This window comes from Aminobacter sp. DSM 101952 (assembly GCF_001424795.1).
Classification (GTDB): Bacteria; Pseudomonadota; Alphaproteobacteria; order Rhizobiales; family Rhizobiaceae; genus Aminobacter; species Aminobacter aganoensis.
In genome coordinates, this window is record NZ_LMCL01000010.1 from 1 (window position 1) to 15817 (window position 15817).

Here is a 15817-nt window from a genome sequence, read left to right on the forward strand (position 1 = left end):
GGCGCCGAGCTCTTTTTCAAATGCGAGAACCTGCAGAAGGCAGGGGCGTTCAAGGCACGAGGTGCTTCCAATGCCGTTTTCGGCCTGTCCGAGGAGCAGGCACGCAGGGGCGTTGCAACCCATTCGAGCGGCAATCACGGAACATGCCTGAGCTACGCGGCAGGTCGGCGTGGCATTCCCTGTACGGTGGTGATGCCGCGCACGGCGCCACAAGCGAAGAAGGACGCGGTCAAGGGCTATGGCGGCACGGTCGTCGAGTGCGAACCCTCGACGACGAGCCGTGAAGCCGTGTTTGCCGAAGTGGTTGCCAAGACCGGGGCTGAGTTTGTCCATCCCTACAACGATCACCGCGTCATTGCCGGGCAAGCGACGTGCTCGGCCGAGCTGATCGAGCAGGTTGAAAACCTGGATGCCGTCGTGGCGCCGATCGGCGGGGGCGGGATGGTCTCGGGTACGTGCCTGACCCTTTCCAGCCTTGCGCCGCATCTCAAGATTTATGCCGCGGAGCCGGAACAGGCGGACGACGCCTACAGGAGCTTCAAGGCAGGCCACATCATCTCTGACGATGCGCCCGATACGGTTGCCGACGGACTCAAGGTACCTCTCAAGGACCTCACCTGGCACTTTGTCAGAAACTTCGTCACCGACATCCATACCGCCTCGGAACACGAGATAGTCGATGCGATGAAGCTGATCTGGAAGCGATTGAAAATCGTCATGGAACCGTCGAGCGCCGTTCCATTGGCMACYATTCTGAAGAATCGGGAARTCTTCGCCGGCAAGCGCGTCGGCGTCATCATTACTGGCGGCAATGTCGACGTCGACAAGCTGCCGTGGAACTAAGGAGAAGACGATGAACGCATCTGCAAGCTTTGCCGGTCTCGAGGTCGGTTTCGACGTGCCTGCGCTGCCGGGCATGAATGAAGCGGACATCCAGACGCCTTGCCTGATCCTGGAYCTGGACGCGCTCGAGCGGAACATTCGCAAGATGGGCGACTATGCGAAGGCYCACGGCATGCGCCATCGCGCTCACGGCAAGATGCACAAGTCAGTCGACGTGCTCAAGTTGCAGATGGAGATGGGCGGGGCCATCGGAGTCTGCTGCCAGAAGGTATCCGAGGCGGAGGTTTTCGCCCGCGCCGGCATCAAGGACATCCTGGTTTCGAACCAGGTCAGGGACGCCGCCAAGATCGACCGCCTYGCCMGGCTGCCGAAGCTGGGCGCCCGCATCATCGTGTGTGTCGACGACCGGGCCAATGTCGCCGATCTTTCCGCTGCTGCGCAAAGGCATGGGACGACRATCGAGTGCTTCGTCGAGATCGATTGCGGTGCCGGCCGCTGCGGCGTGAAAACGACCGAGGAGGTGGTCGACATTGCACAGGCAATCGCCGCCTCGCCAGGATTGTCGTTCGCCGGYCTCCAGGCATATCAGGGCGCGATGCAGCATATGGACAGCTATGAGGCGCGAAAGGCCAAGCTCGACGCTGCAATTGCGCAAGTGGCTGATGCCACAGTGGGCCTCAAAGCTGTSGGCCTCGATCCGGCACTGGTGTCCGGCGGCGGCACCGGCTCCTACTATTTCGAGTCGGGCTCGGGCGTGTACAACGAACTCCAATGCGGCTCGTATGCCTTCATGGACGCGGACTACGGACGTATCCAGGACAAGGACGGCAAGCGCATCGATCAGGGCGAGTGGGAGAACTCGCTGTTCATCCTGACRTCCGTGATGAGCCACGCCAAATCCCACCTGGCCGTCGTKGACGCCGGCCTCAAGGCCCAGTCCGTCGATAGCGGACTGCCCTTCGTCTACGGGCGCGACGACGTCAAATACATCAAATGCTCGGACGAGCACGGWGTGGTCGAAGACCCGGAYGGCGTGCTCAAGATCAACGAAAAGCTCAAGCTGGTGCCCGGGCACTGCGACCCGACCTGCAACGTGCACGACTGGTACGTCGGCGTGCGCAATGGAAAGGTCGAAACGTTGTGGCCGGTTTCGGCCCGCGGCAAGGCATATTGAGCAATTCCCCGGGGGCTTGGCCCGGTTTTTCTGAGGATGAGATTTGATGATCATCGTACCCGAACGAGAGATCGCCCGGCTTGTTTCGGCCGTTGATTGTTTTGCAGCGGTCGAGAGGGTCTTCGCCTCCATGGCAAAGAAGTCGGCCTCGAACCTCCCGGTCGTTCGCGAAGCGATCGGTCATGTCGATGCCATCTATGGCGTCAAGTCGGGCATCGATCGCGGCGGCCTCGTGCTTGGYYTGAAATCGGGCGGTTTCTGGCCGAACAACGCTTCCAGGGGGCTSACGAACCATCAGTCGACCATCATGCTGTTCAATGCCGATACYGGAGAGTGCCGGGCCGTAGTCGGCGCCAATTTATTGACCGCCTTGAGGACAGCCGCCGCGTCGGCGATCTCCATCAAGYATCTGTCTCGTCCGGACTCCAAGGTCCTGGGGATTGTTGGAGCGGGCCATCAATCGACTTTCCAGCTTAAAGCGGCGTTGCAGCAGCGCGCGTTCGAAAAAGTGGTGGGATGGAACATCGTCCCGCAGRATCTGGYCCGCCTCGAAGCTGTGGCTGCAGAGCACGGCCTGCCATTTGAACGTGTCGATCTCGATACGCTAGGAGCCCAGGCTGACGTCATCATTACSATCACGTCCTCTTTTGACCCAATTCTGCGGGCAGGGCAGGTGCGGCCAGGAACGCATCTGGCGTGCATGGGGACCGACACAAAGGGTAAGCAGGAGGTCGACGCGCGACTGCTGGCCAATGCAACTGTGTTCACGGACGAAATCGCGCAGGCGGTCTGCAGAGCACGGCCTGCCATTTGAACGTGTCGATCTCGATACGCTAGGAGCCCAGGCTGACGTCATCATTACGATCACGTCCTCGTTTGATCCGATTCTGCGGGCAGGGCAGGTGCGGCCAGGAACGCATCTGGCGTGCATGGGGACCGACACAAAGGGTAAGCAGGAGGTCGACGCGCGACTGCTGGCCAATGCAACTGTGTTCACGGACGAAATCGCGCAGGCGGTCACGATCGGAGAAACCCAGCACGCCGTTGCCGAGGGGCTCGTGGACGCCAGCGCCATCATCGAGATCGGTGCCGTCATCAACGGGGATCATCCCGGGCGCGTCAGCGCGGAGGAAATTACCCTTTTCGACGGAACCGGCGTTGCGTTGCAGGATCTTGCAGTGGCGTCAGTTGCCGTCGAGCGGGCGGTTGCCACGGGGGTGGCCACCACGGTCGACTTCTAGAGCCGGGACAAGCAACCGATCTTAGCTCAGCTGTCAGCTGCTGGCCGATGTTGGCAGCTGACAGGGGCTGATGGCAGCCTAGCTTCCTTGAACAGACCAAGCCGCGGTTTGTCGATCTGACCAGTCATTAACACAGTTCACGTTGGCAGTAGTCCCAGAACTTCTCCGCCGCTGCGCTCGGTTTCCGGTTTGCCAGCCGCACCAGCATGATGCTCCGGTGCGTCTGGGGCTTGACCATGATCCGGGGGACGCAACGAAAGGACTGTGCGTTCCGCATCGCATTCGCGGGCAGGATGGCGATGGCAAGTCCTTGTTCCGCCAAGGCAAGCGCGGTCGTTCCGAATGTGACTTCATAGCGGGTGTTGAGCGGTATTCCCAGTTGACCCGCCGTCCTGTCGACGATGTGGCGAAGCGGGCTGTTGCGATCCAGCAGCGCCAGCGGCGCGTTTCCCAATTGCCGCCAACTGACGGATTCAGCGGCGGCGAATGGATGATCCGGTGCGACATATGCCGTCATCTGATCGGTTTGAACCATTTCCTGATAGATTCTCGGATCGGCCTCCACCTTCGTCGCAATGGCGAAGTCGACCGCGTCGTTGCGCACCAATTCGACCAGATTCTGCTCCGCCGTATCGCGGATGACGACGCGTATGCCAGGAAAGTCGGCATCGAACTTCCGGATTGCGGTTGGCAGGTGCCCGGAGGCCAGCACCGAGGAACAGGCCACCCGGCATTCGCCGAGTGCCAGGCTCGACAAATCGCCGGAGGTTTCCTCCAAACGCTGGAGATCCGACATGATGCGCTCCGCAATCGGCAACAGTTCCAGCCCGGCCTGCGACAGCCGGACACCTCGCGTATTGCGGTCGAAGAGAGAGACCGACAGCGTTAGTTCGAGGTCGCGGATCAACATGCTGAGCGAGGGTTGCGTCACGCCGAGCACGTTCGCCGCCTGTGAGAAACTCTGCTGCCAGGCGATGGTGACAAAGGCTTGAATCTGTCTGTTCGTGATCTTCATCACCTGCCCTAGCTTATAAAAAAATCTTATTTCTCCATAAGGATTAATCCAATTTAGCTTGCATTCACAACCCTTTCGGCTGGTCCGCAAAGGAAGCTAGGAGAACCCCAGCTATGCAGGCTGTCATCGAGGCCATTCGCCCTGTTGCAACGGGGATCGTGCAGCTCAGCCTGAAGCCTGAGGCGGCCAGCCAGGCGCTCGAGGTCACGCCAGGGGCGCACATCGACCTGCACTTGCCGAACGGTCTTGTCCGACAGTATTCCCTGATCAATCCTGCCGCCGGCGAAACGCTCGATGTTGCGGTTAATCTCGATCCGCATAGCCGCGGCGGCTCGCGTTGCGTTCATCAGGATTTGAAGGCCGGTGACCGCATCGAGATCAGCCCGCCACGCAACAATTTCCCTCTCGACGAATCCGCGCATCAGTCGATCTTCATCGCTGGCGGGATAGGAATTACACCCATCCTTGCGATGGTCCGCCGCTTGAGCGAGCTTGGCCGTGCCTGGACGCTTTATCACTGCGCCCGAACCCCCGAGCGCACGCCCTTCATGGCGGAGTTGCGCATCCTTGCCGCGCGCGTCGGGGCAAGCCTCGTCCACGTCCATGACGGCATGCCGGGTATCGCACCGCTAGACATTGCGGCGGTTGTCGATGCCGCGCAGGACGACGCCCAATTCTATTGCTGCGGACCGAAGCCGCTCATGGCGGCTTTCGAGGCAGCCACCGCGAAATTGCCGCCAGCCCGCGTCCATGTCGAGTATTTCGCCAACGATGCCGTGCGGGCAAAGGGCCACGAGTTCGAACTGGTCTGTGCCCGCTCCGGTATGACGCTCACGATACCGGCAGGATGCTCGGTACTTGAGGCGCTCGAGGCACGGGGCATGGCGCCGCTTTGTTCGTGTCGCGAAGGCGTTTGCGGCACCTGCGAGACCGCCATCCTAGCCGGAGAAGCCGACCATCGCGATCTCGTCCTCAGTCCCGACGAACGTGCCTCGAACGCAACCATGATGATTTGCGTGTCCCGGGCCAAGACCCCCTCGCTCACTCTCGATCTCTAAAGGAAATCAACATGAGCCTCTTGAAGAACAAGACCATCATCGTCACTGGAGCCGGCGGCAACATTGGTCAGGCCTACTGTCGGGGCTTCCTCGCTATGGGAGCAAATGTCGTCGCTGCCGACCTGGTGGATATCAGCCGGGAAGCTGCAGCCTGGGGCTCCGCCGACCGGGTGCTGGTCGTCACGGCTGATGTCGTGAGGCAGCAGGATTGCGACGCTATGGCTGCTGCGGCGGTCTCGAAGTTCGGCCGGATCGACGGGCTGCTCAACAATGCCGGTTTCTTCAAGTCGGCGAGTTTTGGCTCATTCCTCGACATACCCGCTGATGAATGGAACCTCTGCTATGAGGTCAACGTCAAGGGGTCATGGCAATGCATCAAGGCGGTTCACGCCCAGATGAAGCTGCAGGGCCAGGGCAGCATCGTCAACGTCTCGTCGAACACGCCATACAAGGGCGTCCCTAATTTCCTGCACTACGTCTCCTCCAAGGCGGCCATCGTCGGCCTGTCACGTGCGTTGGCGCGCGAGGTCGGGGGCGATGGCATCATCGTCAATACGCTCTGCCCCGACTTGATCCCTGATGACGACATCATCGCGCGGCAGGGCACCATCGCCGACGAACGCATCATCGCCGGGCGCTGCATCAGGCGCACGCAGCTTCCCGAGGACATGGTTGGAGCTGCCGCATTCCTCTTCAGCGATCTCGCTGGTTTCGTCACCGGCCAGAGCCTTCTGGTCAACGGTGGCGCCCACTTCAATTAGGAGACAGCCATGCTCAACAACGAACCCAGGTCGCCCGCACCGCACGAAAACCCCACCTATCGGGCACTCCGCCATTTCTGGCATCCGGTCTGCTATTCGCACGAGATCGTAGACAAGCCGCATGGTGTCCAACTGATGGGCGAGAAGATCGTGGTTGCGCGCCTTGGCTCGGACCTTGTCGCCATGCAGGATCGCTGCCCGCACAAGGGGGCGGCACTGTCATTGGGACAAGTGGTCGATTGCAAGCTGGAATGTCCATATCACGGCTGGCAGTTCGACCAGCAGGGCGACTGCGTGCGCATCCCTGCGCGCGAGGAGATGGCATCGGTGATGAACCGCAAGGTGCGCAAGTACCATGCGACGGAGTCGGCCGGAATGATCTGGGTCTGCCTCGCAGACGAGCCGAAATATGCACCGCCCGAATTCTCGGAACTGGACGATGGCGAATATCGCGTGCTTCGGGGCAATTCCTACGACTGGAGCACCTCGACGCCGCGCCGTCTGGAGAATTTCGTCGATTTCGCGCACTTCGCCTTTGTCCACGACGGCACGATCGGTAGCCGCGAAAATCCGCGCGTCGAGGCTGTGAAGGTTTGGCGCGAGGATAACGTCATGCGCTTCGACCGCAGTGGCGTAAAGGAGCCGGGCGTCGGCAAGAAGAAGGAGCTTCTCGGCCTGACGGACGACTGGATCGAGCCCACCAATGTCTATCACGTCACCATGCCGCATACCGTCCATCTCAAGCGGATATTCCCGAACGGCAAGCGCTATGTCCTGTTCATGGCGGCTTCGCCGGTCGACGCCACAACGACCCGCAGCTTCTGGTGGCAGGCACGCGACTTCGGCACTGAAGCAGAGCACGATGCCTTCTTCATGGATTTCGAAGACGAAGTCCTGGCGGAGGACAAGCCAATCATCGAGTCTCAGACCCCGATCCAGATGGATTTGGCCGGTGAACTGGCGCGGCAGGAAATGCCGGTCCGTCACGCCGACATCGTCAGTGTGGAATACCGCCGTTGGCTGCTGGAACTGACGAACGAGTTAGCCAATGTCTGATGGCGGTCCGACGTCCATTTTTGTCGACGGCGCCGGAGTTCCGCTGCATGTGGCCGACTACGGTGGTTCCGGCCCCGTCATCCTCGCTCTGCACGGCGTCACCGGTGGCGGCTTTCTGTGGTCCGGGGTGGCACGTGAATTGGCGGGTCTGGCACGGATCGTCGCGCCTGATTTTCGCGGTCACGGCCGAAGCGGCTGGTCGGCGGACGGGGCCTATGGAACCGCCGACCATGTTGCAGATGTGCGCAGGATTCTGGATCAGGTCGACCTGGGCCCCGAGCCGCCGGTGATCATGGGATCGTCATGGGGCGCTCTGGTCGCCATCAGGCTTCTGGCCACGAGCCCGGACATTGCGCGCCGGCTGATCATCGTCGACGTCGAACCCTCGTTTGACGCGGCCGAAACCGATGTACTGCCGCGGCCCTACCGTTTCGCCTCCCTGGAGGAGGCCCTTGCCTGGGAGCGGCACCCGAACCGTCACGCATCCGAGACCGATCTGGCCAGCTTTACCCGCGCCTCGCTGGTTGAAAGCCAGGAAGGCCAATGGCTGCGGCGGCATGATCCCTTCTTCCTCACCCGCTGGCCTTTCCGTAACGACAATCTCTGGGAGGAGCTTGGCAGTCTTGGTCAGAAAGTGAGGATCATTCGGGGTTCAGAAAGCTTCGTGCGACGCGAGGTCTGCCTGCGCATGGCCGCCATGGGCAAGGAATGGGATCTGTCGGAGATCGCGGCGAGCGGCCATCTCGTGCCGCTCGATCAACCCCGAGCCCTGGCGAAGGAGGTCGCGCAGTTCATCGGAGGCGCCTGAACAGGCGGCTCCGATGCTTCGGGGAATAAAGACAATCGTATAGCAGCTAGGTCCTAGGGAGGAGCCCCATGCAGAATGCTAGTCAAGAGGCCAACGCCACACAATCGAAAGCCGCGCCGGCAGTTGATCCTGTCGATGAGATGCCTGCCCCGCCGCGGCTCGCCGCGCTTGGCCTTCAGCACGTTCTGGTCATGTATGCAGGGGCCATCACCGTCCCGCTCATCGTCGGCGGCGCGCTTGGCCTGAGCAAGCAGGACATTGCAACGCTGATAAATGCCGATCTTCTGTGTTGCGGCATCATCTCGATCATCCAGTCGCTTGGCATCGGCAATAAGATAGGTATCCGCCTGCCAGTCATGATGGGTGTCTCCTACGCCGGTTTCGCTCCGATGATTGCGATAGGTCTGACCCCTGACGTTGGCATGACAGGGCTCTATGGGGCGATCATCGCGGCAGGGGTGATCTGCTATCTCGCGACGCCGCTGATCGCCCGGGCGCTTGTCCTGTTCCCGCCGGTCGTGACCGGCACCACCTTGGTCAGCTTGGGGGTAGGGCTGCTGGGCGTCGCCACCACATGGATTGGCGGAGGCTTCGGAAGCTCCGAATTCGGGCGGCCGCTCTATCTTCTCATTGGAGCCTTCGTGGTGCTTTCGATCCTGCTGATAGCCCGCTTTGCAAGAGGCTTCCTCGCCAACATATCGGTGTTGGTCGGAATTGTGCTGGGTTATGCCGTCGCCTATCTCTTGGGGCTGGTAGACTTCTCGGGCGTGAGCGAGGCGCCGCTGATCGGCTTTGTCCAGCCGTTCCATTTCGGCCTGCCGACCTTCCATGTCATTCCGATCCTCACCATGACGCTGGTCGTCCTGATCGCGATGGTCGAATCGATCGGTCTCTTCTTCTCGCTGGGTGAGATCCTCGAGCGCGACCTGACCCGGGACCAGTTCCGTCGCGGTCTTCGTGCCGACGCGCTGGGGGCGGTGATCGGCGGCATCTTCAATGCCTTTCCCTATACCTCCTATGCTCAGAATATCGGTCTTGTCGGCATCACCGGTGCGCGCAGCCGCTTCATCTGTGTCGCTGGCGGCGTGATCCTGATCGTCCTGGGCTTCTTTCCCAAGGTTGCCAGCGTCGTCGCTTCGGTTCCGAGCTTCGTCCTTGGAGGTGCGGCACTGGTGATGTTCGGTCTGGTTGCCTGTTCTGGCATCCGCATCCTTTCGCGCGTCGATTGGCAGGGGAACCGCTACAACGCGTTCATCGTGGCCATCAGCATGGGCCTTGGCATGATGCCCAACATGTCGGCCAAGATATTCCACCAGCTCCCGTCTTCGCTCGAGCCCCTGCTTGGCAGCGGAGTGATCCTGACCGCAGTGTCGGCGGTTGTCCTCAACATCGTGTTCAACGGCACCCGGCCCGCCGCCAGCCGCGCGCCGGCTGTGCATTCAATCTGACATCCTCCTCCTGCGCCCGGTCGGGCGCAGGATCGAACCTCGAAGGCTTGCCATGACCGACGCTGTATCCAGCACGAACGACGACATCTCCCTCTACGAAGGGGCCGACTTGCTGACCCTTGATCCTGCTCAACCCCTGATCCGCAATGGCGCGATTGCCGTATTCGCCGACAGGATCCTGGAGGTCGGCCCCGCGGGAGACATGGCAAAAATTTACGGTGCCAAGGCGCGGCGGATCGACTGGTCGGGGCGCGTCGCCATGCCAGGCCTGGTCGACGGCCACACGCATCTGTTCCAGAGTCTCGGGCGGACGCTTGGGGACGGACTCTCGCTGCTGCCCTGGCTCGAGAAATTCATGCTGCCGCTTGCCGCGAACGTACAGCCCCAGGATGCGCTGGCCATCGTCCGGCTGGCGGCACTGAATTCCCTGCTCAACGGCACCACCTCGATCGTCGACAATCACTACGCCCCAGTCGATGCCGAAACGGTGGTGACCCTTGCCCGGGAGATGACCGCGATCGGCGTCCGCGGCGTTGTCGCGCGCGGCATCTTTGGGCCGATGGTCGAAGGCGGGCGGCGCATGAACTGTGATCCACGTCTCTTTCGCCACTCCTCGAAAGAGGAGATCGCCATCATGCGCGAATGCCTGGCCACGCATCCGGCAGGTGGGTTGGTGGAGATCTGGCCAATGCCGGAAAACATCGTCTATCTCGACCCGGACCTGATCGTCGCCTGTTCCGAATTTGCCCGGGATCACGGCATCGGCTGGCAGGCCCATTGCAGCGAGTCGAAATTCGAAGTCGAGATATTCGAGGCGATTCACGGCATGCGACCGGCAATCTGGATGGCGCGCGAAGGCGTGCTGTCGGAGCGGGCTTCCTTCGCGCATGGCATCTGGTACGACGATGCCGAAGTCGAGATCCTGGGTGAGGCACGCGCGAACGTCGTCCACAATCCGGTCTGCAACCAGTATCTTGCCTCCGGCATCATCCGGCTCGAGCCCTTGCTCAAGGCCGGTGTCAATGTCGCGCTTGGGAGCGATGGTGTGGCCGTGGGTGGCCTGAGCATCTTCGAGGCCATGAAGGCCGGCCTGTTGCTCCAGAGAATCCGCGAGTTCGATCCGCTTGCGACCACTGCCGAGCTGATGCTGGAACTCGCGACCCGTCGCGGTGGTCGCCTCTTGCGCCGCAACGTCGGGCAATTGCGCACAGGTTGCCTGGCCGACATCGTCGCGCTGGATATGGGAGGCCTCGCGCATCAGCCCGTCACGCGTCTCGCGAGCTCGGTGGTGATGGCCGGATTGCCGCCTGTTCGTGATGTTGTGGTAAATGGCGACATGGTCGTCAAGGACGGGAAGTCCACCCGGATCGATCAGGAGCAAGTTGTCGCAGATGCGCTGCAGGCAACGGCCGGCCTTATCGATCGGGCTGCGCTGCGACCGCTGGTCAAGGACTGGGTCGCGCCCCGCTTCAGCCTTGGCTGAAGGGGAATAGAATCGGCAACAGCAGGCAAGCGCGATGAGAATTGATGACGCTCAGGTTCCAGGGCGCCGAAATACCTCAGAGCGAAGGTGTGGTTGAAGGGAGGGTCCAATCCGAGCTTGCTTCCTGCATTTGCCGAAATGTGATTTCAAGCCTTGGAGATGGAGGCCTTGATGAAGCAGCGGCAATTGACCTGGTTTGAGCGATGCGGAATGGGCTCGGATCGAGCCGTTGCTGCCGCAAGGACGCAAGGGCGCGCACTGGGTTGATGACTGCCGGGTGATCTCCGGCATCGTGCACATGCTCAGGAGCGGTGCCTGCTGGCGCGACTGTCCTCCGGAGTATGGGCCCTACACGACCATCTACAATCGCTTCAACCGCTGGAGCCGACAGGGTATCTGGCTGGGCATGTTCGAGGCGCTGACCGGTAACAACGGCATCTGGGGAACGGTGGCGATGGATGCCACCCATATCAAGGCGCACCGCTCTGCTGGCGGCGCAAAAGGGGGGCCTTCGCGCAGGCCATAGGTGTTTCGCGTGGCGGCCGCACCAGCAAGCTGCACGGACTGAACGACGCCCAGGGTCGGCCAAGGCTGCTCATGCTGTCGGCAACATCAACGACATGAGCATGGCAGGCGCACTGATCGAGCAGGATGCAGGCCGCTTCGATCGACTCATCGCCGACCGCGGCTACGACACCAACGCCATCCGGGCCGCCATTGCAGCCAACGGCGCCACCGTGGTCATTCCCTCAACCATGAGCCGACGAACACCGATCCCCTACGTTCGCGATGCATACAAGGCCCGAAACCTCGTCGAGCGCCTCCGGTGCAGGCTCAAGGACTGGCGGCGCATCGCCACGCGATACGACAAGCTGGCAAGGAACTTCCTCGCATCGCTGCAACACTCACTTACTGGTGCAATTGAGTCCGGATCCTAGCGCGTCAGCTTACCATGACCGAGCAAGGTCGCTCATACGATCTCGGCCGCGGCCGAAGCACCCGGCCGGGGGCCACAGAGATAGCTCAGCACGACGTCGACGACATGCTGCCGCCGTGCTTCCAGCCAGTCGGCGTCGGTCAGGTCGACCTGCAAAGTCCATGACATTGTGTGTTTGTTGGCCAGGTGCACCCAGCACAGGGCGAAGATCGTCAACCAGAGTTGCGTTGGGTCGGGATTGCGGATGAATACGCCGGATTCCACGCCCTTCTTTAGCATGGTGCTCACCGAACTCGACAATCGCGAAGTCATCGTCGGCACCAGTTCCGACTGTTTCAGGAACTGCGCGCGCAGGATGTTCTCATTCATGACGATGCTGATCAGGTCGGGATTGTCGGCGAAATGCTTGAAGGTGAAGTCGACTAGCCGTTCGAGGCCAAGACGGGGGTCCTCTTCGTCGAAATGCAGGTCCTGCTCGGCAGCGCGGACGGCGCGGTACACCTCCTCAATGGTGGCGATGTAGAGCTGCTCCTTGTCGGTAAAATAGTGGTAGAGCATGCGCATGTTTGCGTTCGCGGTCTTGGCGATGTTTTCGACGCGCGCGCCGCTGAATCCCTTGTCGGCGAATTCGTTCACCGCCGCGTCGAGGATACGGCGGCGCGTGGCCGCTGGGTCGCGCGGGACATAGGTGTGCTTTCGCCCAGCGGCGGCGCGCTTGCGGGGCGTCTTTTTATTCTCCGCCCCGTTCGCCTCACCGTCTTGCTCGGTGGCAGCAGGTGTAGATGGATTGCGTTTATCCATTTCGATGCCCCTTGCGGCCTTTTGTTATTGAAATCGCCGTGTTCGATCGGCCTTAGGATAATTCATCGGCGCCGTTCAGACCGCGCGCCCGGGCGCGCAGCAGATGTTTCTGCACCTTGCCGGTGGATGTCTTGGGAAGCGGGCCAAACACAAAGGTTTTAGGGATTTTGAAGCGCGCCAGATTGTTGCCGCAATATTCGGTGAGTTCGGCGGCGCCGATAGCAATCTCGCGGTCTTTGAGGTCGATGAAGGCGCAGGGGTGTTCGCCCCACTTCTCGTCCGGCCTGGCAACGACGGCCGCTTCGTGGATTGCCGGATGGCGGTACAGGATTTCCTCGATCTCCACCGAGGAAATGTTTTCGCCACCGGAGATGATGATGTCCTTGGCGCGGTCCCTGATCTCGATGTAGCCGTCTGGGTGGCGCACGGCGAGGTCGCCTGTGTGGAGGCGGCCGCCGGCCAGCGCCGCCGCCGTCGCGTTGGGGTTCTTCAGATAGCCCATCATCACGGTGTTGCCGCGCAACTGGATCTCGCCCATCTCGCGGCCGTCCCAGGCGACTTCGCGGCCGGTTGTCGGGTCGGCTACCACCGCCTCCTGCATGGTCACGAGGTTGACGCCTTGGCGCGTCTTCAGCGCTACCCGCTCTTCTTGCGGCAACGCGTCCCAGTCTTCGTGCCATTCGCAGATCAGGCTCGGCCCCGTCGTCTCGGTGAGGCCGTAGATGTGCATGACAACGAAGCCAATGCGTTCCATCGACGATATTACCGGCGTCGGCGGCACCGAGCCGCCGGTGAGTATGCGCACCGGCCGGCCGAAACCGCCCTCGATTTTTTCGGCCGCGCTTGCGATCATGTTGAGCACCACCGGCGCGGCGCTGAGATGCGTCACCTTTTCGCGCTCGATCAGCCTGTAGATCGCTACCGGGTCGATCTTGCGCAGGCAAACATGGGTGCCGCCGGCGGCCGTGACCGCCCAAGTGTGGCTCCAGCCGTTGCAATGGAACATCGGCAGCGTCCACAGATAGACCGAGCGGTCGTCGAGATGGGCGGCAAGTGCGTTGCCGAGCGCGTTGAGATAAGCGCCCCGGTGGTGACAAACGACGCCTTTCGGATCACCGGTTGTACCGGAGGTGTAGCCGAGGCTGATCGGCGCCCATTCGTCGCTTATGCCTGTGGGCGCCATAGACGGGTCACCAGAGTTCAGGAAATCCTCGTAGTACTCTTCGCCGGCGGAGGGGACGCCATCTGTGCTATTCTCATTGGCAATGATCACCAGTGGCACGCCGATGCTGGCGCTCGCCATCGCGGCCTTCATCAACGGCAGGTATTCGGCGTCGACCAGCACAAGTTTCGCCTCGCCATGGCTGAGGCAGAAGCCGAGTGCCGCTGCATCGAGCCGCGTATTGAGAGCGTTGAGCACTGCACCAGCCATAGGCACGCCGTAGTGCGCCTCCAGCATGGCGGCGACATTGGGCGCCAGCACGGCGACCGTGTCGCCGTCGCCGACATCACGCGCGGCGAGCGCAGCCGCGAAGCGACGGCAGCGCTCGTGCATTTGCCGATAGGTGAAGCGACGGTCGCCGTCCACCACCGCCACTTTGTCGGGATAGGCGACCGCCGAACGGGCCAGAAAGGCGACGGGCGTCAGCGGCAGGTAATTGGCCGCGCAGCGCTGCAAGTAACTGTAGCTGTGACCTCCCACGCGGTTCTCCCTTCTCGACCGGTTCGGCAGCAGGATATCAGAGCCGATCACGAATAAGTAAGAAATTTTTTCAATCGGTGGAGTGGCACCCTCGGTGCCATACCTCGAGCAGTGTGGGTCCTGTTCGCACGTTTCCGTCAAATTGATGAGAAAATTCAAACGCGCAGCGCCTTCAGGCGCAATTCCGTAGGGTTGTCGGAGGTGTTTTCGCGACCTTCCAGAGGGCCATTCGCTGCACCGGAAATCCCGCCTCCACACGCAGCAGGCGATTGACACAATTTTTTGTAAGTGTTTTATTACTTAGCGAATGCAGGGAGGAGAAACCGCATGGCTACACTGAAAAGATTGGCGCTTGCCGCCTCTATGTTGGCGTTGTCGGGCATGGGTGCGTTTGCCGACACGATCAAGATCGGCATCAACCAGCCGCTCACCGGCTCGGTTGCTGCGTCTGGTACATTCATTACCGATGGCGCGAAGCTCGCCGCTCAGGCGGTCAACGAAAAGGGCGGCGTACTCGGTGGCAAGCAGATCGAGTTGGTCATCGAGGACAACAAGAGCAATCCGAGCGAAGCCGCCGCCGCTGCCGAGAAGCTGATCTCGCGCGACGAGGTGGCGGCGATGATGGGGGCCTGGGGCTCGACCTTCACGCTCGCCGTCATGCCCAAGCTTGAGGAATACGGCGTGCCCATGGTGGTCGAGACTGCGTCCTCGTCCAAGGTCACGTCAGCCGGAAACCCATGGGTGTTCCGCATCGCGCCGACCTCCGAAATGGAAGCCAAAGCGTTCGGTCGGCTGGTGCCGAAGTTTGAGGTCAAGAAGGCCGATTTCCTCGTCGTCAACAACGACTGGGGTCGCGGCGCCGCCGATGAGTTCGGCAAGATGCTGAAGGCCCAGGGCGTCTCTGTCGGCCTGGTCGAGACCATGGACCCGGCGGCGCAGGACGTCTCGGCGCAGCTCGCCAAGATCAAGGCCTCCGATGCCGACACACTGTTCGTCACCACTGGCTTCGAACAGCTTAGCCTCGTGTTCAAGCAGGCAAAGGCGCTAGGCATCGATCGCCGCACCATCACCACCGGCGGTTCGCAGTTTCCAGACCGGCTTGCCGAGCAGCTGGGCGGTGCGGCCGACAACAGTTACCATATTCTGTTCTTCGCGCCGTGGTTCCCGGAGGCCGCCGCCAACCCTGACGTCGCTGGCCAGTACATCGACATGTGGAACAAGAGTGGCTTCGACAAGTCCGGCCTCTCCGACGGTTTCCGCGGCTTCGATGCCGTGACGACTATCGCCGCGGCCATCGACAAGGCCGGCAGCGCCGACCCGAAGGCCATCCGCGATGCGCTGTGGGCGGTGGACGTGAAGGGTGTGAACGGCAACATCAAGTTCGATAAGGTGGGGGTCGAGGGTAGCGAAAGCGGCCAGAGCTCGCCCAACGTCTATGTCATCGAGATCAAGGACGGCAAGCTGGCGCTGCCGCAGATCTGACGCCCTGC

13 protein-coding genes and 2 pseudogenes are annotated in these 15817 nt (G+C 61.6%); 12 read left to right on the forward strand and 3 right to left on the reverse strand.

Translation table 11 applies throughout. The features are described from left to right. The 4 genes and pseudogenes from ASC75_RS09395 to ASC75_RS09410 all read left to right on the forward strand — a co-directional run. Window positions 1-843, forward strand: an 843-nt coding sequence (locus ASC75_RS09395; protein ID WP_055973630.1) for a pyridoxal-phosphate dependent enzyme, incomplete at its 5' end; no start/stop codon positions are given. A 10-nt stretch (window positions 844-853) separates the two neighbouring features. Beyond that, window positions 854-2017, forward strand: a complete 1164-nt coding sequence (gene bhcC, locus ASC75_RS09400) for a 3-hydroxy-D-aspartate aldolase BhcC (RefSeq protein ID WP_055973633.1) — start codon at window positions 854-856, stop codon at window positions 2015-2017. A 46-nt stretch (window positions 2018-2063) separates the two neighbouring features. Then, window positions 2064-2807 (forward strand): annotated as a pseudogene (locus ASC75_RS09405) (ornithine cyclodeaminase family protein); the annotation flags it as partial. Next, entirely contained in the window at window positions 2770-3258 is a 489-nt protein-coding gene (locus ASC75_RS09410) for a hypothetical protein (RefSeq protein WP_082496493.1), read from the forward strand. The pseudogene ASC75_RS09405 and the gene ASC75_RS09410, both read left to right, overlap by 38 nt. Window positions 3259-3385: 127 nt before the next feature. Here the strand turns inward: ASC75_RS09410 and ASC75_RS09415 are convergent, their stop codons facing one another. After that, on the reverse strand, window positions 3386-4273 hold the full coding sequence (locus tag ASC75_RS09415) for a LysR family transcriptional regulator (protein ID WP_055973636.1): 888 nt from the start codon (window positions 4271-4273) through the stop codon (window positions 3386-3388). 113 nt (window positions 4274-4386) lie between these two features. Between ASC75_RS09415 and ASC75_RS09420 the strand changes: the two genes are divergently transcribed. The 7 genes and pseudogenes from ASC75_RS09420 (at window position 4387) to ASC75_RS25385 (ending at window position 11825) form a co-directional block, all read left to right on the forward strand. Further along, the gene (locus ASC75_RS09420; RefSeq protein ID WP_055973640.1) at window positions 4387-5331 is read left to right on the forward strand and encodes a PDR/VanB family oxidoreductase; all 945 of its coding nucleotides are present in this window, start codon (window positions 4387-4389) and stop codon (window positions 5329-5331) included. 11 nt (window positions 5332-5342) lie between these two features. Then, a complete protein-coding gene (locus ASC75_RS09425) occupies window positions 5343-6092 on the forward strand; it encodes an SDR family oxidoreductase (RefSeq protein ID WP_055973643.1) in 750 nt (249 codons plus the stop codon). Window positions 6093-6101: 9 nt separating this feature from the next. Further along, complete coding sequence (locus ASC75_RS09430) at window positions 6102-7148, forward strand: aromatic ring-hydroxylating dioxygenase subunit alpha (protein WP_055973646.1); 1047 nt, start codon at window positions 6102-6104, stop codon at window positions 7146-7148. Then, window positions 7141-7956: an alpha/beta hydrolase gene (locus tag ASC75_RS09435; protein ID WP_055973649.1), complete on the forward strand. Its 816-nt coding sequence runs from the start codon at window positions 7141-7143 to the stop codon at window positions 7954-7956. Before ASC75_RS09430 ends, ASC75_RS09435 begins: the two co-directional genes overlap by 8 nt. Before the next feature lie 68 nt (window positions 7957-8024). Next, window positions 8025-9404, forward strand: a complete 1380-nt coding sequence (locus ASC75_RS09440) for a nucleobase:cation symporter-2 family protein (protein ID WP_055973652.1) — start codon at window positions 8025-8027, stop codon at window positions 9402-9404. Between the two features lie 52 nt (window positions 9405-9456). Then, window positions 9457-10887: an amidohydrolase family protein gene (locus ASC75_RS09445; RefSeq protein WP_055973655.1), complete on the forward strand. Its 1431-nt coding sequence runs from the start codon at window positions 9457-9459 to the stop codon at window positions 10885-10887. Window positions 10888-11083: 196 nt separating this feature from the next. After that, window positions 11084-11825, forward strand: a pseudogene (locus tag ASC75_RS25385) (IS5 family transposase). Window positions 11826-11857: 32 nt separating this feature from the next. Here ASC75_RS25385 and ASC75_RS09460 read toward each other — a convergent pair. After that, the gene (locus ASC75_RS09460; RefSeq protein WP_082496494.1) at window positions 11858-12625 is read right to left on the reverse strand and encodes a TetR/AcrR family transcriptional regulator; all 768 of its coding nucleotides are present in this window, start codon (window positions 12623-12625) and stop codon (window positions 11858-11860) included. Window positions 12626-12677: 52 nt separating this feature from the next. Next, complete coding sequence (locus tag ASC75_RS09465) at window positions 12678-14327, reverse strand: AMP-binding protein (RefSeq protein WP_055973665.1); 1650 nt, start codon at window positions 14325-14327, stop codon at window positions 12678-12680. Between the two features lie 327 nt (window positions 14328-14654). On the opposite strand from ASC75_RS09465, the gene ASC75_RS09470 reads away from it, so the two are divergent. Then, window positions 14655-15809, forward strand: coding sequence for an ABC transporter substrate-binding protein (locus ASC75_RS09470; protein WP_055973668.1), 1155 nt, complete (start codon window positions 14655-14657; stop codon window positions 15807-15809). The last annotated feature ends 8 nt before the right edge of the window (window positions 15810-15817 follow it).